Origin of the sequence: Levilactobacillus lindianensis, assembly GCF_003946095.1 — a bacterium.
GTDB classification, from domain to species: domain Bacteria; phylum Bacillota; class Bacilli; order Lactobacillales; family Lactobacillaceae; genus Levilactobacillus; species Levilactobacillus lindianensis.
This window is the reverse complement of record NZ_RHOD01000004.1, coordinates 19933-37464: the sequence shown is the minus strand read 5'-3', so window position 1 is coordinate 37464 and position 17532 is coordinate 19933. Positions and strand designations below refer to the sequence as shown.

Here is a 17532-nt window from a genome sequence, read left to right as displayed (position 1 = left end):
GACCACACGCTGGTATCGTGATTTAGTCACAGTGATCATTGTTTAGATAATATTAAGTCAGAAAGTAGGGAGCAAATTGGCGAACACGGTCTTATATCCGGGAGATACAATTGGTGTGATTGGAAATAGCGCCAACGCAGCAATGTTGGTGACAACGGCGCGAAAGATGGGGTTACGCGTGGGGGCTTACGGTCCCGATGAAACCAGTGAGGCGCTACAACTGGCCGATTTTAAGGCAGTGGGGACGCGCAAGGATCACGATAAACTCCAGCACTTTGCCGAGAGTTGTGCGGCCATCGTTTATGATTCCGAACAGGTCAGCACCGATGTTGTGAAGTTCTTGGCCCAGTTTACGCGGATTCCTCAGGGAACGGATATGCTGGAAATGATGCAAGACCGGTTGCTTGAACGAGCCTTCTTCGAACAACTCAATGTAAACATCGCGCCATATGCCACGATCATCAACCTGGATGACGTTTACCAATCCGTCAATTCCATTGGGTATCCCTGTGTGTTGAAGCCTATTCAAAAGGAATGGTCACACGGCAGAGAACTTGTGATTAAGACACAAACGGACATTGCAAAAGCCGCCGGTCTCTTGGACTGGGGGACTTACATCCTGGAATCTCAAATCGCCTATGATCGGGAATACTCGATCGTGGTGGCCCGGGATCAAGACGGCAATCAGCAGGACTTTCCAATTACAGAAACGGCCTCTGTGTCCGACCGACCGGTGAAGACTTGGGTACCTGCCCAGGTTGACGACGCAGTTGCGAGTGAAATTCACCGGATTGCCAATGAGGTAGCCAAGCACGTGAGCTACGTCGGGGTCTTTGAGGTCTCCTTTTACCTAACGAGCAGTGGCGCTATTTACGTCAAGAAGATTGTGCCAGCCCCAAGTGAGACGGGCTACATCTTTGACGCGTCCGCTACCGTAAATGAGTTCGAACAGCACCTGCGGGCAATCGCTGGCTTACCACTGGCTACCCCAGAGATTCTGACACCGGCGGTCACGGCGGCCTTTACTAACGATCAGCTTTCGGCTATTCGTACGCAGTGGCAGTTAAAGTCTAACTGGCACTTCACCTTCTATCACCTGAAGAAGCAGGCGTCAGATGAGGCCATGGGTCACATCTCGGTTCAGGGTGAATCCGTCAAAACGATATTAGATCAATTGGATGATACCGGAATCTGGAACACGCCGGCTGAATCTTAATTTAGAACTTCTTTAAGGGTTGTCGAATGACCCGAATAAGAGGGGGGTCGAGGCAGCGGTCTCGACCCTTTTTCATGGGCAAAAACGACCTGGTAAACTAAGGGGGTTCACCTCGCAGAACGTATGTTTTTTTGCTATAATGGTCAAGACTAATTACAGAGAGGATTGTGTTCACGGTGGCAGGAGAAGAATTGTTAACTGGCATGAATGATAAGCAGACGGAGGCCGTTCTCCAGACGGAGGGACCCCTGTTGGTATTGGCGGGTGCCGGTAGTGGCAAGACCCGAGTATTGACGCACCGAGTGGCATATCTCATTGAACACAATAATGTGATGCCTTGGCGGATTCTGGCGATTACCTTTACGAATAAAGCCGCTAAGGAAATGCGTGAACGGGTGGCTAAGCTCCTAGGCCCCGACGGTCGTGACGTGTGGGTCTCCACTTTCCATGCGTTGTGTGTCCGGATCTTGCGCCGCGATGCCGATAAGCTTGGGTATAACCGCGCCTTCACGATCGCCGATCCCGGCGAGCAGCGGACCCTAGTTAAGCGGGTCTTACAAGAGTTGAATTTGGATGTGAAAAAGTTCGATCCCCGCTCTGTCTTAGGGGCGATTTCGAACGCTAAGAATGCGTTACAGACGCCGGCGATGATGCGGGCGGCCGCGGGTAATCCCTTCGAGGAAACCGTCTCGAATGTTTATGAGAACTACCAACGGGAACTAAAGGCCAACCAAGCCATGGACTTCGATGATCTGATCATGTTGACTATCAAGCTGTTTAAGGAAAGTGCTGACGTCTTAGGGTATTACCAAGAAAAGTTCCAGTACATCCACGTCGATGAATACCAAGATACCAACGATGCACAGTACACGCTGGTGAACATGCTGGCTAAGAAGCACGGCAATCTCTGTGTCGTCGGGGATGGGGACCAAAGTATCTATGGTTGGCGGGGAGCCAACATGGAAAATATCCTGAACTTTGAACATGACTACCCCAGCGCCCACGTAACGTTGTTGGAGCAGAACTATCGGTCAACCAAGACCATCTTACAGGCCGCTAACGACGTGATTCAGAAGAACGTTAACCGAAAGAAGAAGGATCTGTGGACCGAGAATCCCGAGGGCGATAAAATCTCCTACTATCGGGGACAAAATGAAAATGACGAAGCACACTATGTGGTCTCTAAGATTCAAGAGGAGCGTAACCAGAATCATCATGATTACGGGGACTTTGCCATCCTGTACCGGACCAACGCGCAATCCCGAGTGATCGAAGAAACACTGGTTAAGGCTAACATTCCTTACACCATGGTCGGGGGCCACAAGTTCTACGACCGTAAGGAAATCAGAGACGTCTTGGCTTACCTAACGTTGGTTGCCAATCCGGCCGACTCCATGAGTCTCGAACGAATCATCAACGAGCCCAAGCGGGGGATCGGGGCAACGAGTCTGACCAAGCTACGAGAGTTCGCCGAGTTCAATGATTGGACGGAGCTCGAAGCCACGCAGAATATCAGTCTCGCCAACAACCTCGGGACACGTATCCGTAATTCAATGGAAAAGTTTGGATTGACCATCAAGGCCATTCAAGCGGCTGCCATTACCAGCAGGGTTTCGGATATTACCAGTCAAATTTTAGACGAGACAGGCTACATGAAGGCCCTGAAGGCCTCCAAGTCTTTGGAAGCCGAAACGCGCATCGAAAACATTGAGGAATTCTTATCCGTCACGCAAAAGTTTGATACGGATTGGGACAACGCCGATCACGACGAGGATGAAGACCGTTTGGTTGAGTTCCTAGCCGATCTGGCGCTGGTCTCCGCGCAAGACGATGTGGAGGAAGAACCCGCCGAAGTCACGTTGATGACCTTACACGCCGCCAAGGGATTGGAATTCCCAGTAATCTTTCTGATGGGACTGGAAGAGGGGATCTTCCCGTTGTCTAGAGCGATGCTCGAAGACGACGAACTTGAAGAAGAACGTCGGCTGGCTTACGTGGGGATCACACGAGCGCAGACGAAACTCTATTTGACGAACGCTTACTCCAGAATGCTATACGGTCGGCGACAGACGAATCCGCAATCTCGCTTTATTACCGAAATCGAACCAGAACTACTCCACCTGGATTACAGCGAAACGAAGTCCGGCTTGACGCCCAGTCGCCGGGACCTGCCGTTTGAACGGCGAACGGCCAGTGCCGTTGCTAATCCCTATCATGGCAAGACCGGTCGGGTCAGTGAATCTGGTGGGACCGGTGCCGGTAAGGTAACCTGGGGTGTCGGTGACAAGGCCAGCCACAAGAAGTGGGGTATCGGAACGGTGGTTAAGGTTAACGGCACCGGTGAAGATGCCGAACTCGATATTGCCTTTCCAGAACAGGGTGTCAAGCGGCTCTTAGCAGCGTTTGCCCCGATCAAACGTGTGGATGACTAGAAGTTAACGTGGGAGGAAAATAATGACTGACAAACCTACTAATACTTTAACGGAAGAACAGGCCGCCACCGAGGCTGCTAAGCTCCGTCCTCAGCTCTTAGCCTGGGGGAAACAATACTATGATGCCGATGCACCCTCGGTGGAGGATGCCACTTATGACCGCGCTTATGCTCGATTAGTGGCGCTGGAAGAAGCCTTTCCCGCCATTGTGACGCCGGAATCACCAACCCAACGTGTCGGGGGAACCACGCGTGGTGACCTACCTAAGGTGGCGCACACCATCCCCATGCTCTCACTGGGAGACGTGTTCTCACTGGCAGAGCTGGGCGAGTTCAATGATCGCTTGCGCGCCAACGTGGACGAGGACTTTGACTATAATTGTGAATTGAAGATTGACGGGTTAGCTATCTCGCTACGCTACGAGAATGGCAAATTTGTTCAGGGGTCTACGCGTGGCAATGGGCAAATTGGGGAAGACATTACGGCCAACCTCAAGACAGTTACATCCATCCCACAGACCCTGAGTCGGCCGCTGACCATCGATGTGCGGGGGGAGTGCTATATGCCTAAGGCAGCCTTTCTCGCGCTGAATGAGCGTCGTGAGGCCGCAGGGAAGGCCCCCTTTGCCAATCCGCGGAATGCCGCGGCTGGGTCCCTGCGCCAACTGGATACTCAGGTGACGGCGGATCGCCAATTAGCCACCTTTATGTACAATATCGCTGATTACGAACCGCTGAATACGCGGACGCAGAGTGGGTTACTCGATGAACTAGCAGAGCTGGGATTCACGACCAACCCAACTTATCAAGTCGCTCACAACATGGAAGAAGTAGGGGCCTATATCGACACTTACCAGGCCCAACGTTCTGATCTGCCTTATGGTATTGATGGGATCGTCATTAAGGCCAACTCCTTGCCGCTCCAACGGGCTATCGGGGCGACGGTCAAGGTACCTCGCTGGGCGATTGCGTATAAATTTCCACCCGAAGAGGTCCAAACGGTTGTCAAAGATATTGAATGGACGGTTGGCCGAACCGGGATTGTGACACCCACCGCGGTGATGGATCCTGTGGTGTTAGCCGGAAGTACGGTGGCTAGAGCCTCCTTGCACAACCCAGATTATTTACAAGCTAAGGATATTCGACTGGGAGATACCGTGTTGCTGCATAAAGCCGGCGATATTATTCCAGAGATCTCACAGGTCGTGGCTGATAAACGACCAGCTACTGCCGAGGTCTATCCGATTCCGACGCACTGTCCCTCCTGTGGCGCCGAGTTGGTCCACTTAGACGAGGAAGTTGCTTTACGTTGTATCAATCCAAATTGTCCGGCGCAACTGGCCGAAGGTATGAATCACTTTGCCTCTCGGAATGCCATGAATATCGCGGGCTTAGGTCCTCAGATCGTGGCCCAGTTATTTGATCGTCAACTTGTAACCAACGTCGCCAGTCTTTATCGGCTAACGGCGGACCAATTATTAACTTTAGATAAATTTGGGGAGAAGTCGGCCCAAAACCTCTTGACAGCCATTGATAATAGTCGCAATAATTCATTAGAACGTTTGCTATTTGGGTTAGGGATTCGGCACGTGGGGGCCAAGGCGGCGCGGTCATTAGCCGCAGACTTTGGCGACCTCGCGAGCCTAATGGCCGCCGATAGCGAAACGATCGCTGCGATTGACACGATTGGCGGTATCATCGCCGATAGTGTTGTGACCTATTTCAGTAGTGAGCCAGTTCAAGATCTCATGCGTGAGCTTGCGGCGGTGGGGGTTAATCTCACTTACACCAGTGGCCCGAATGAACCAGTCGATCCAACGGGCACCTTCGCTAACCAACGGGTCGTTCTGACGGGTAAGCTCAATGAGCTGACGCGGCCGGAAGCCACGGCCTGGTTGGAACAGCACGGCGCGACCGTGACCGGCAGTGTCTCCAAGAAGACTGACCTGCTGATTGCGGGTGAAGCCGCCGGGAGCAAGCTCACGAAGGCACAGAGTCTGGAAATTCCCATTTGGGATGAGGCCCAGTTGTTAGCAGCGATGAATGAAAACAAATGAAGACCTTTAGGAGGAAACAAGTCGTGAAACGGTTACGAATCTTGATCGCGTTAGCCACGGTACCGTTATTTTTGGCCGCGTGTGGTAATTTAAGTAGTTCCAGCATGTCTTCTGGTTCGGGTTCCAACAAGACGGGGAGTACCCAACTGACGGGCCAGTCGACGGATGGCGATTACGAAGGGGTTATTAAGAGTGGCCACTACCAGACCAGTAAGTCTCGAGGGGTCACGAACAGCCAAGACGCCGGCAATACCTATAACTTAAAGAGCTTCGAAACGGGGATGTTGAATGTCTCCAAGAAGGTTTTCTCAACCAAGAAGTACGTCTTCCAGGAAGGCCAATACCTGAGTTCATCGACGGTTCAGAATTGGTTGGACCGTAAGTCCAAGTCAAACGACACGGGTTTGAACCCGGAAGATAACGGGTCGAAGGCCCCTAATAAGCGGAACCCAGTCTATATTCAGGCTCTTGAAGAGCAGGATTACATGACGCAAAAGGACAATAAACTGTCACTCAGTGGGGTTACCGTGGGGATTGCCGTGAATTCCGTGGACTACTACAAGAAGGAACAATACGGGGCAACCTTTGAGACCAAGATCAGTAAGGCAGCCGGCTTGGCCTATGCCAAGAAGGCCGCTAATACGGTACTGCAACGGATGCGTCAGAAGTCGGCCTTGAAGAATGTGCCGATCGTCATTGCCATTTACCGGCAGGCCTCTAACGATAGTCTGGTCGGGGGAACCTTCATGGCCTACTCCCAGAATAAGGCCGGGGCAACGACGGTTAAAGATTGGACGGCTTTAGGCCAGAAGAACGTGGTCTTCCCAGTTGAAAGTGGGGAGAGCGCACCTAACAGTAACGATGCCAGCTCCTTTACTAACTTCAAGTCGCAGGTCGAGAACTTCTTCCCGAACTTGAGTGGGGTGACCGCTCAGGCTCAGTACAACGGAGATACGTTACAAGGGATGCACGTTAACATCAACACGCAGTTCTACAGTCAAACGGAAATCATTAGTTTTACCCAGTATCTCCAGACGGCGGCCCAGAAGTATCTGCCAACGGGGGTTCCGATCGACATCAAGGTTTCCTCAACTGATGGCGTTCAGAGTTACCTGTCACGGGCAAGTGGCGAAAAGAAATTCACGAGTCACGTCTTTAATAGTTATTAAACAGATTGCGAGTCGGTGGCCGTCAGTTGAACGGTTACCGATTTTTTGTCATTATCCTTTGTCTGACGTGGATATATGGTAAAATGGCAATGTATGTTTATCTTTGGATTTTAGAAGGTAAATGGTGAATGCGGATAAATTAGAAAGAGGGATAATTGATGGCTAATCGAATTACTCGAGAACAAGTTCAACACGTTGCCGGATTGGCAAAACTTGAATTTACGGATGCCCAGTTGGACGCGTTTACGCCCCAACTCGACGACATTATTGGCCTGTTTGAGACACTGAGTGAAGTCGATACGACCGGTGTCGAAGCAACCAGTAGTGTTTCTGACCAATTAAATGTGATGCGTGAAGATGTCGCCGATAACTGGGGACAAAGTGAGGCGCTGTTAAAGAACGCGCCGGACGCTGCCCGCGGCTTCATCAAGGTACCAGCCATCATCGATGAAAGCGAGGATAATGAATAGATGAACTACTTTAACCAAGATCTCGCTAGCCTCCACGCCGACCTGGTTGCCAAAAAGGTCAGTGCTAAGGAATTAACCCAAGCGACACTCGACAATATCAAGGACACGGATACCAAGATTGACGCCTTCTTAAACCTCAATGAAGACGCCGCCTTGGCTCAGGCCGCTAAGATTGATGAGGCCGGTATCAGTGATGACCAGCCATTGGCCGGAATTCCCGTGGCTTTAAAAGATAATATTGTTACCAAGGGATTAACGACGACCGCTGCCTCCAAGATGTTGGGAGACTTCAACCCCGTCTACGATGCTACGGTGACTGAAAAATTAGCCGCTGCACAAATGATTACGGTCGGGAAGACCAACCTGGATGAGTTTGCCATGGGTGGCTCGACTGAAAACTCAGCTTTCAAGCCAACCAAGAACGCCTGGGATCAAACCAAGGTTCCCGGTGGATCTTCCGGTGGCTCGGCGGCTGCCGTTGCTTCTGGTCAAGTGCCAGTCGCATTGGGTTCCGATACCGGTGGTTCGATTCGGCAACCCGCTTCATTTAACGGCATCGTTGGTATCAAGCCAACGTATGGTCGGGTGTCTCGTTGGGGCCTGATTGCCTTTGGGTCAAGTTTGGACCAAATTGGCCCCTTGACTCATGGGGTTAAAGACAATGCTACGGTATTGAGTGCCATTGCCGGCCATGATGACCACGATCTAACCAGTTCAACGCAAGCTGTTCCTGATTTTGCCGCCGATTTAAACGATGCGACTAGTGTCAACGGCTTGCGGATTGGCTTGCCTAAGGAATACTTGGCCGATGGGGTCAGTGATGACGTCAAGACGGCTATTCTGGCTGCCGCTGACACCTACCGCAAGTTAGGGGCCACGGTTGACGAAGTTTCCTTACCACACAATAAGTACGGGGTTGCAGCCTACTACATCATTGCGTCCTCTGAAGCCTCTTCTAACCTGCAACGGTTCGATGGGATTCGTTATGGGTACCGCGCACAGGATGTTCAGAACTTGGAAGATGTTTACGTGAAGTCTCGTTCCGAAGGGTTTGGCGACGAAGTTAAGCGCCGGATTATGTTGGGGACGTTCTCACTGTCCGCTGGGTTCTACGATGCCTACTTCTTGAAGGCCGCCAAGGTTCGGACGGTGATCATGAATGACTTCAAGGCTATCTTGAAGGATCATGACTTCATTATGGGTCCCGTTGCCCCAACACCAGCCTTTGGTTTGGGTGACGAAATCAAGGATCCAATCACCATGTACATGAATGACGTCTTGACGATTCCCGTTAACTTAGCCGGATTGCCAGGACTTTCCTTGCCAGCCGGATTCAGCAATGGCTTACCTGTCGGGATGCAATTGATCGGCCGGCCATTTGACGAAAGCACGCTTTACCGGGCCGGATACGCGTTCGAACAGAGCACGGACTTCCACACCCAATTGCCAACGTTAGGAGGTCAAAACTAATGAACTTTGAAACGACTATTGGACTTGAAGTCCACATTGAGTTAAAGACTCATTCAAAGATCTTTAGCCCATCACCAGTTGCCTACGGGGCCGATCCTAACGCCAACACCAACGTCATCGATTGGGGATACCCTGGGGTATTACCAACGACTAACAAGGGTGTTGTTGCCGATGGGATTATCGCCGCTTTGGCGCTCCATGCGACCGTGGAACAGCACACTCACTTCGACCGGAAGAATTACTTTTATCCGGATAACCCGAAGGCCTACCAAATTACGCAATCCGACAAGCCCATCGGTCACGATGGCTGGGTTGAAGTTGACGTGGACGGAGTGAAGAAAAAGATCGGGATCTCCGAGATGCATATCGAAGAAGATGCCGGGAAGAACACCCACGAACGCGATCATTCTTATGTCGATTTGAACCGGCAGGGGACGCCTTTGATTGAAATTGTTTCCAAGCCGGACATTGCTTCACCAGCTGAAGCCTATGCCTACCTGGAAGCTTTGCGTCAACGGATCCAATTTACCGGGATTTCCGACGTGAAGATGGAAGAAGGGTCCATGCGGGTTGACGTTAACATTTCCGTCCGTCCCGTGGGCCAAGAAAAGTTTGGGACCAAGACCGAACTAAAGAACTTGAACTCCTTCAACTATGTCCAACGGGGGCTGGAGTACGAAGAAAAGCGGCAGCAGCAGGTCTTGATGGCCGGTGGTGCTGTACAACAGGAAACTCGGCGGTTCGACGAAAAGACCGGTGAGACGATCCTGATGCGGGTCAAGGCCGGTGCCGATGATTACCGGTACTTCCCAGAACCCGATCTGCCAGCACTGAACATCAGTGATGACTGGATCAAGGAACTCGGGGATGCCATGCCAGAAATGCCAACCAAGCGGCGGGAACGTTACGTTAACGAACTTGGCTTGACGGATTATGACGCCATGGTTATCACCCAAACCAAGGAAATGTCAGACTTCTTCGACGCAACTGTGGCGCTGAAGGCTGACCCTAAGATGGCCGCTAACTATCTGCAAGGGGACGTTAACGCCTTCCTGAACGACAATCACGTTGACTTACAAGCCACGAAGCTGACCCCAGCTAACCTGGCTGGCATGATCAATCTGATTTCAGATGGGACCATTTCCAGCAAGATGGCCAAGAAGGTCTTCAAGGCCATTACGGCCGGTGAAGAACCTAAGGCTTACGTCGAAGCCCACGGTCTGGTTCAATTGTCTGATCCAGCTAAGTTACAACCGATTATTGATGACGTCTTGGACGCTAACCCACAATCGATTGAAGACTTTAACAACGGGAAGAAACGGGCCGTTGGCTACCTGGTCGGTCAAATCATGAAACAAACCCACGGACAAGCTAACCCGCAGGTTGTTAATCAGTTACTGATGACAGCCTTAAAGCAATAAGAACAATGGAGGCACAGCATGCGTAAACGGGCAAGGGTGATCTACAATCCAACCTCAGGACGTGAGGCATTAAAAAAAGATCTGATTGATATTCTGGCGGTGTTTGAACAGGCCGGTTATGAGACCAGTGCATACGCAACAACTGCCGCCCCGGATTCGGCACAGAGTGAGGCAACGCGCGCCGCTAAGGCCGGGTTTGAACTCATTGTGGCCGCCGGTGGTGATGGGACCATCAACCAGGTTGTGAACGGGATTGCTGGGTTACCCCATCGTCCGAAGATGGCCATCATTCCGGCCGGAACCACCAATGACTACGCCCGAGCCCTACACATTCCACGTGAGGACCCGTTGGCCGCAGCCAAGGTCGTTTTGAAGAACCAAACCATCAAGATGGACATCGGTCAAGCGGGCGAAACCTACTTTATTAACATCGCAGGTGGGGGTCTATTGACCGAGCTAACCTACGACGTGCCGTCCAACCTCAAGTCGATCTTCGGCTACCTGGCCTATCTGTTGAAGGGGGCCGAGTTGTTGCCCCGGATCAAGCCGATTGATATGGACTTGACCTATGACGATGGTCACTTCCGGGGGAAGGCGTCGATGTTTCTTTTGGCGCTGACCAACTCCATCGGAGGCTTCGAGCAGATTGTGCCCGACGCCGCCTTGGATGATGGTAAATTCACGATGATTATCGTGAAGACGGCCAGCATGCCGGAAATTCTGCGGTTGATGGGTCTCGTCTTAAACGGCGGGAAGCACATCAACGATCCCCACATTATTTATAAGAAGACCAGCAAGGTCATCGCGCGGCCGGTAGAAGACCGCATGATGATTAACCTGGACGGTGAATATGGTGGCGATGCTCCCATGAAGTTCACTAACCTGGCCCAACACATCGAAATGTACGCCAATCTCGACGATATTCCGGATGCAGCGGTTACCAGTGAATCACCGGAGGTCCTTGAGGCCGAAGAAAAATTTGTCAAGCAAGTGGAAAGCTTGCCTGACGGATCAACGACACCAACGGAAGATTAAGATACTGAAGGGATTTTGCACGGCATTTTCAGGGCAAGATCCCTTTCTCATTAAGGAGAACGAATGAAAACTAAAGCACCCGTAACAAAGAACGAACGCCTCGACGTCACCATTGCTGATTTAACTTATCAGGGGATGGGTGTCGCCAAGGTTGATGATTTCCCTCTGTTTATCGAAAACGCCTTACCAGGTGAAGAACTCACGATTCAAGTAACGAAGGTTCAGAGCCACTATGGTTTTGCCCGCGCCGTGACTTGGAAGACGGAATCTCCTGACCGGGTGAAGGATGTCGACAAGACGTACCGCCAGACTGGGATTGCGCCATTGCAACACCTGGCTTACCCCGCCCAACTGACGTTCAAGCAACACCAGATTGCGGAACTCTTCAGCAAGGCCCACGTTGAGGTGGAAGTTGCCCCAACGCTGGGGATGGCTAACCCAACCCAATACCGGAACAAGGCTCAAGTGCCGGTTCGCAAGGTTAAGGGACAATTGGAGACCGGCTTCTACCGGCAACACAGCCATGACCTCATTCCATTGACGGACTTCTACATTCAAGACCCAGCCATCGACGCGGCCATCGTCAAGGTCCGCGACTTGCTTCGTCAGTTTGAGATTCCCGCTTACGATGAAATCAGTGACAAGGGTGTCTTACGAACGATCATGGTTCGTCGAGGTTACTACAGTCACGAAATGATGATTGTGCTGGTTAGCCGGACACAGAAGATTCCAAGTCAGGCCCAATTGGTCGATCAGATTCACAAGGCTTTGCCAGAAGTGACTAGCATCGTCCTGAACGTTAATGCCAAGAAGACGAATGTCATCATGGGTAACGTGACGCGGACGCTGTACGGCAAGCCAACCATTGAGGACAGCCTGTTAGGATTGACCTTCGCCATTTCAGCGCGGTCATTCTATCAAGTCAATCCCCAACAGACTGAAAAGCTGTACCAAATGGCCATCGACAAGGCCGGTTTGACGGGTGAAGAAACCGTAATCGATGCCTATTGTGGAATCGGGACGATTTCATTAGCACTGGCTAAGCACGCCAAGCAAGTCTACGGAGTTGATGTGGTGCCAGAAGCCATTGAAGATGCCAAGGTTAACGCTCAGAAGAACCACCTGAGCAATGTGACCTTCGAAGTTGCTAAGGCCGAGTCACAAATGGCGAAGTGGCAAGAAGACGGCATCAAGCCCGACGTTGTGGTGGTTGATCCTCCACGTAAGGGTCTGGCCGAAAGCCTGATCGATTCCACCGCTAAGATGGGTCCTAAGAAGGTTGTCTATGTCAGCTGTAACCCTGCTACGTTGGTTCGTGACGTGGTCCGGTTCCAAGAACTCGGCTATGATATCGACGGGGCAATCCAGCCAGTCGACCAATTCCCACAAACGCCACACGTGGAAAGTGTCACGGTTTTAGTTAAGAAGTAAGTTTTAAAGTTATCACCGGGTGTCTGGACGTGGGTTCAGACACCTTTTTGGTATCTGATTTAATGGTTAGTGTGATTTACAAAAATTTAATGAATAAAAGGGAACAATATCAGTGACAGCGCCGCCATTTTTGTTTACACTTTAGTAAACCAAGTCTAAGGTCAGGGGATGTTACCGCCATGTTAGAAAATCTATTAGCGGTTATTCGTGAAGAAAATTTAGCAGAACAGTTGTATCACAGTTTAATCGGTGTGGAAGTTGAAGAACAACGAATCGATCCGCATGGTCGGCTGAGTCGTCGTCCCCATCCCAGTGCCTTAGGTTCTCGGACCTTCCACCCTTATTTTCAAACGGACTTTACTGAAAGCCAACTCGAAATCATTACGGACCCTAATCCCAATATTGGAGGGACGCTAGACCAGTTAGATACCTTGCAAACGGTGGCTTACCGCTCCTTAGAAGGGGACGATCGCATCTGGCCGTTTAGTACGCCCCCCAAGATGGATGAGACTGACTGGCAGTTTCTAGCCGATCATTTTGATCGACCGGCTATTCGGCCGTACCGGTCCTATCTCGTGAAGAAGTATGGCCTACAACATGGGAGTCTGACTGGCGTGCATGTGAATTACAGCCTGCCAGATCCAGTTTTGCATCGGTTATTCAGCCACTACACCCAGGAATTTACGTCTATTGTGGCTTTTAAGAATGCCCTGTACTTCCGGTTAGCGCAGAACTTTGTGCGCTACCAGTGGTTATTGACCTACTTATTTGGGGCCAGTCCCGTGGCTGAACAGGGGTTCTTTGACCCCATGCCAGCAGAATTAGCCCAACCGGTGCGGAGTATTCGCAACAGTCGTTTCGGTTTTGTGAACCGCCCAGATGAGCAGGTGACGTATACGTCCTTAGAAGCGCATCTAAACCAGCTTCAGCGCTTGATAGACAATGGTACCTATTTCTCTGCGCACGAGTTCTACGGGCCTGTACGGCTCAGAGGACAGGCAAATCAGCGAGACTACCTCGCCGGTGGTATTCGTTACCTGGAATTACGGGACTTTGATAACACGCCGTTTACCCCCAATGGGGTTAGTCGGCATGCCCTGTACTTCTTAAAGGTCTTCATGATTTATCTCTTAACGCAACCGTTGCCAACGCAAGATCTGGAGCAGCAACTTAGCGAGGCCTTGACGCGAAATCAGCGGGTGGCTTTGGAAAATCCGTTGGCACCGACGCAATACCAGACCGATGGGGAACGTGTCTTCCAGGAATTGCGAGAGATGACCGATCAACTCCAGATTCATGCAGAACAGTCATCGGTCATTGACGATCTCGAAGAAGTGTTGACTCATCCCGAGTTAACGCCGGCTGCCAAGATGGTCGCTCACCTACAAGATGGGAGTCTCATGGCTTATGGCCGGCAGATTGCGGCCGATTGGCACCGTCAACGGATTGCGGCCAAGCCACTATTGCCTCGTTTGAAGCAGGTCAGTGATCAGACCCAGCGATTTGTCATGACGGCTTTGCAACTCGGTGTGAAGTTCTTTCAAGTTCGCGATGAGGAGGGTGACGATTTACTAATGTTTACATTTAATGGCGTCACCCAGGTTCTTCAGGAACGAGACACTCAGGATGCTAATCCAGAGATCAAGTTACGGCATCTATTCCCTGATCTACCGGCGTTGCCAGCACCTTTACACTATTAAAATAGTATTAGAATGATTAGAACGCGCATCCCAGGGATGCGCGTTTTTTTTTGAAAAACTTATGAATTTTTATTGAAAGCGCTTTTCTTTTGTGGTATCTTAGGTCTTGTAGAAATAATGTAAACGGTTTTACGAACGGTTTCTCGATTCATGCCGCGTGATGTAGTGGCGTAGGTAAAACCATTTACCTTATGTAGAATCTGCAAGTGTTCTGAAAGGTGGATAAGGCAGGAATGAAGAAGACAACAGTTATTAATTCTGATTTGTCACGGGTCATCTCCCAAATGGGACACTTCGACACGTTGGCTATCGGTGATGCCGGAATGCCAGTTCCGAAGGGAACCGAAAAGATTGATTTAGCAGTGACTAAGCAACTTCCAAGTTTCTTAGACGTACTAAAGAATGTCTTAGCTGAGTTACAGGTACAACGCATTTATTTGGCAGAAGAGATGAAGACCGAAAATCCGGACCAATTATCAGCGGTTCAGCAATTATTACCGGATGTCGATGTTAAGTTCATCCCACATGATCAAATGAAGCAGGACTTGAGTAAGTGCCACGCATTCGTCCGTACAGGCGAAATGACACCGTTCTCAAACATTATATTGGAAAGCGGCGTAACGTTTTAAGCTGCGACTTGCAAAAGGAGGTTTGGCGTAAATGCAAATTGATATGCAGCATATCTCAAAATCATTCGGTTCTAACGAAGTTTTAAAAGATGTCAATTTCTCCGTGAAGGGCGGCGAGGTTCACGCGCTCATGGGCGAAAATGGTGCTGGTAAGTCGACGATGATGAACATTCTTACCGGGTTGCTGGAACCAAATAGCGGGACTATTTTGGTTGATGGCAAGGAAACCCACTTCGACAACGCGTTGGAAGCTGAACATCACGGAATCGCATTCATTCACCAAGAAATGAACAACTTTGGTGAAATGCCAGTTCTGGATAACATGTTCTTGAACAAGGAAATCAAAAAAGGTTTTGGCTTGATTGATAATGCCAAAATGAAAACGATTGCACAAAAGGCCTTGGATCAATTGGACATGAAGGTTGACTTCTCACAGCCGATTGGTGAATTGTCAGTTGGGCAACAACAAATGATTGAAATCGCCAAGTCATTGATGACCGATGCCAAAATCATCATCATGGACGAACCAACGGCGGCTTTGACGCAAGATGAAATTCAAAAGTTATTCGTTGTTATCCGTAAGCTTCGTGACCAAGGTGTTGGTTTGATTTACATCTCTCACCGAATGGAAGAATTGTTTGAAATTGCCGACCGCGTTACCGTAATGCGTGATGGTTTAACCATTAACACGTACAACACGGCCGATACCAACGTTAAGCAAATCGTCCATGACATGGTTGGTCGGGACATGGGAGACTTCTATCCAGAACGTCATCCTAAGTTTGGTAAGACCATGTTGGAAGTTTCTGGTTTGACGAATGACAAGTTTAAAGATGTCAGTTTCTCAGTTCGTTCCGGTGAAGTTCTGGCCTTCTCAGGCTTGATGGGTGCCGGCCGTACTGAAATTATGCGGGCCATCTTCGGGATTGACAAGTTGGATGCCGGGACCATCAAGGTTGACGGTAAGGAACTGACCATTAAGAATCCTAACGATGCTATCAGTCATAACGTTGGGTTCTTAACTGAAGACCGGAAGACGGAAGGTTTAATCCTCGATGCAACGCTAGCTGACAACATTGACTTGCCAAGTATCGATGGGTTCTCCAAGCACGGTTTAATCGACGAAAAGGCCGACAAAGACTTCGTTGACATGTTACTGAAACGCCTGAATGTTAAGGCTAACGGTCGTGATGATGAAGCAGGTAGCCTCTCTGGTGGTAACCAACAGAAGGTTGTCTTGGCTAAGTGGGTTGGATCTGGTTCGCAAGTCCTGATTTTGGATGAACCAACTCGTGGTGTCGACGTTGGTGCCAAGCGTGAAATCTATGACCTCATGAACGAATTAACCGATCGTGGAACAGCTATTATTATGGTTTCGAGTGACTTGGATGAAGTGCTTGGTTTCTCTGACAAGATTGCGGTGGTCTACGAAGGTCACCTGATGGATGTCGTCGATACTAAGGATGCTACGCAAGAAAGTATTATGACGTTAGCAACAGGAGGGAAAAACGAATGAGTAATCAAACAGAAGTAGAGGCAAAGAAAAAATTTAGTTTTGGCGACTTCTATAAAAAACTAGGACCAATGGTCGCCTTAATCGTATTGATTGTTTTAGTTTCGGTACTTAACTTCTCGTTCTTGGATCCGTTAAACTTACTGAACTTATTACGTCAAGTTTCAGTTAACGCTTTAATTGCCTTCGGGATGGAATTTGTTATCTTAACCGGTGGGATTGATTTATCCGTTGGGGCCATCGTTGCCTTGAGTGGTGCCTTCACCGCTCAACTGGTATTAGCCGGTGTACCAACGATCTTGTCTCTCTTAATCGGGATGTTAACTGGTGCCATCTTCGGTGCCATTAACGGTGTTATCATCGCTTATGGGAAAGCCGCACCATTCATCGCCACTTTGGCAACGCAAACCATTTTGCGGGGTGCTACTTACGTCTTCACTAAAGGTAACCCAATCACTGGGACTAAGATGAGTAACAACTTCGGTTTCCAATTCTTTGGTCAAGGTTACTTATTCGGAATTCCATTCCCAGTTTACATTATGGCTATCTTCTACATCTGTGCTTTCATTCTGTTGCACCGGACCACGTTTGGTCGTAAGACTTATGCTTTAGGTGGTAACCCTAAGGCTGCCTTCGTTGCTGGTGTTAAGAACAACAAGATGATTATCTTAATTTACACGATCGCTGGTTTCTTATCAGCCGTTGCCGGTGCTATCTTGACTTCACGTTTAGCTTCCGCACAACCTGATGCCGGGAATGCTTACGAAATGGATGCCATCGCCGCCGTTGTTTTAGGTGGGACTAGTCTTGCCGGTGGGAAAGGTCGTATGTTTGGGACTTTAATTGGTGCTTTGATTATTGGTGTCTTGAACAACGGGATGAACTTACTGGGTATCTCCAGTTTCTACCAACAAATCGTAAAAGGTATCGTGATCTTAGTTGCCGTCTTACTCGATAGAAAACAAGCTAAAGCTTAGGGGGAAGGTTCCT

Annotated in this window: 13 protein-coding genes; all 13 read left to right on the top strand. The window is 49.9% G+C overall.

Going from position 1 to position 17532, the window contains the following annotated elements; translation table 11 throughout:
- Positions 1–76 precede the first annotated feature (76 nt).
- The 13 genes from EKM70_RS02220 (at position 77) to EKM70_RS02160 (ending at position 17519) form a co-directional block, all read left to right on the top strand.
- Positions 77–1216, top strand: coding sequence for an ATP-grasp domain-containing protein (locus EKM70_RS02220; protein ID WP_125544856.1), 1140 nt, complete (start codon positions 77–79; stop codon positions 1214–1216).
- Between the two features lie 203 nt (positions 1217–1419).
- Positions 1420–3648 (top strand): DNA helicase PcrA, encoded by a 2229-nt coding sequence (gene pcrA, locus EKM70_RS02215; RefSeq protein ID WP_404819855.1) that lies wholly within the window; start codon positions 1420–1422, stop codon positions 3646–3648.
- Positions 3649–3670: 22 nt separating this feature from the next.
- Complete coding sequence (gene ligA, locus EKM70_RS02210) at positions 3671–5704, top strand: NAD-dependent DNA ligase LigA (protein ID WP_125544852.1); 2034 nt, start codon at positions 3671–3673, stop codon at positions 5702–5704.
- Positions 5701–6873 (top strand): CamS family sex pheromone protein, encoded by a 1173-nt coding sequence (locus tag EKM70_RS02205; RefSeq protein WP_164506304.1) that lies wholly within the window; start codon positions 5701–5703, stop codon positions 6871–6873. Before ligA ends, EKM70_RS02205 begins: the two co-directional genes overlap by 4 nt.
- Before the next feature lie 158 nt (positions 6874–7031).
- Complete coding sequence (gene gatC, locus EKM70_RS02200) at positions 7032–7343, top strand: Asp-tRNA(Asn)/Glu-tRNA(Gln) amidotransferase subunit GatC (protein WP_057879216.1); 312 nt, start codon at positions 7032–7034, stop codon at positions 7341–7343.
- Positions 7344–8813 (top strand): Asp-tRNA(Asn)/Glu-tRNA(Gln) amidotransferase subunit GatA, encoded by a 1470-nt coding sequence (gene gatA / locus EKM70_RS02195; RefSeq protein ID WP_125544848.1) that lies wholly within the window; start codon positions 7344–7346, stop codon positions 8811–8813.
- Complete coding sequence (gene gatB / locus EKM70_RS02190) at positions 8813–10234, top strand: Asp-tRNA(Asn)/Glu-tRNA(Gln) amidotransferase subunit GatB (RefSeq protein ID WP_125544846.1); 1422 nt, start codon at positions 8813–8815, stop codon at positions 10232–10234. Before gatA ends, gatB begins: the two co-directional genes overlap by 1 nt.
- Positions 10235–10252: 18 nt before the next feature.
- Positions 10253–11269, top strand: a complete 1017-nt coding sequence (locus EKM70_RS02185; protein ID WP_125544844.1) for a diacylglycerol kinase — start codon at positions 10253–10255, stop codon at positions 11267–11269.
- Positions 11270–11332: 63 nt separating this feature from the next.
- Positions 11333–12700: a 23S rRNA (uracil(1939)-C(5))-methyltransferase RlmD gene (rlmD, locus tag EKM70_RS02180; protein ID WP_125544842.1), complete on the top strand. Its 1368-nt coding sequence runs from the start codon at positions 11333–11335 to the stop codon at positions 12698–12700.
- A 179-nt stretch (positions 12701–12879) separates the two neighbouring features.
- Positions 12880–14400: a gamma-glutamylcysteine synthetase gene (locus tag EKM70_RS02175; protein ID WP_125544840.1), complete on the top strand. Its 1521-nt coding sequence runs from the start codon at positions 12880–12882 to the stop codon at positions 14398–14400.
- A 233-nt stretch (positions 14401–14633) separates the two neighbouring features.
- Positions 14634–15029: a D-ribose pyranase gene (gene rbsD / locus EKM70_RS02170; protein WP_057879210.1), complete on the top strand. Its 396-nt coding sequence runs from the start codon at positions 14634–14636 to the stop codon at positions 15027–15029.
- A 31-nt stretch (positions 15030–15060) separates the two neighbouring features.
- Positions 15061–16545 (top strand): sugar ABC transporter ATP-binding protein, encoded by a 1485-nt coding sequence (locus EKM70_RS02165; protein WP_125544838.1) that lies wholly within the window; start codon positions 15061–15063, stop codon positions 16543–16545.
- Positions 16542–17519, top strand: coding sequence for an ABC transporter permease subunit (locus tag EKM70_RS02160; protein ID WP_125544837.1), 978 nt, complete (start codon positions 16542–16544; stop codon positions 17517–17519). Before EKM70_RS02165 ends, EKM70_RS02160 begins: the two co-directional genes overlap by 4 nt.
- Positions 17520–17532: the final 13 nt, after the last annotated feature.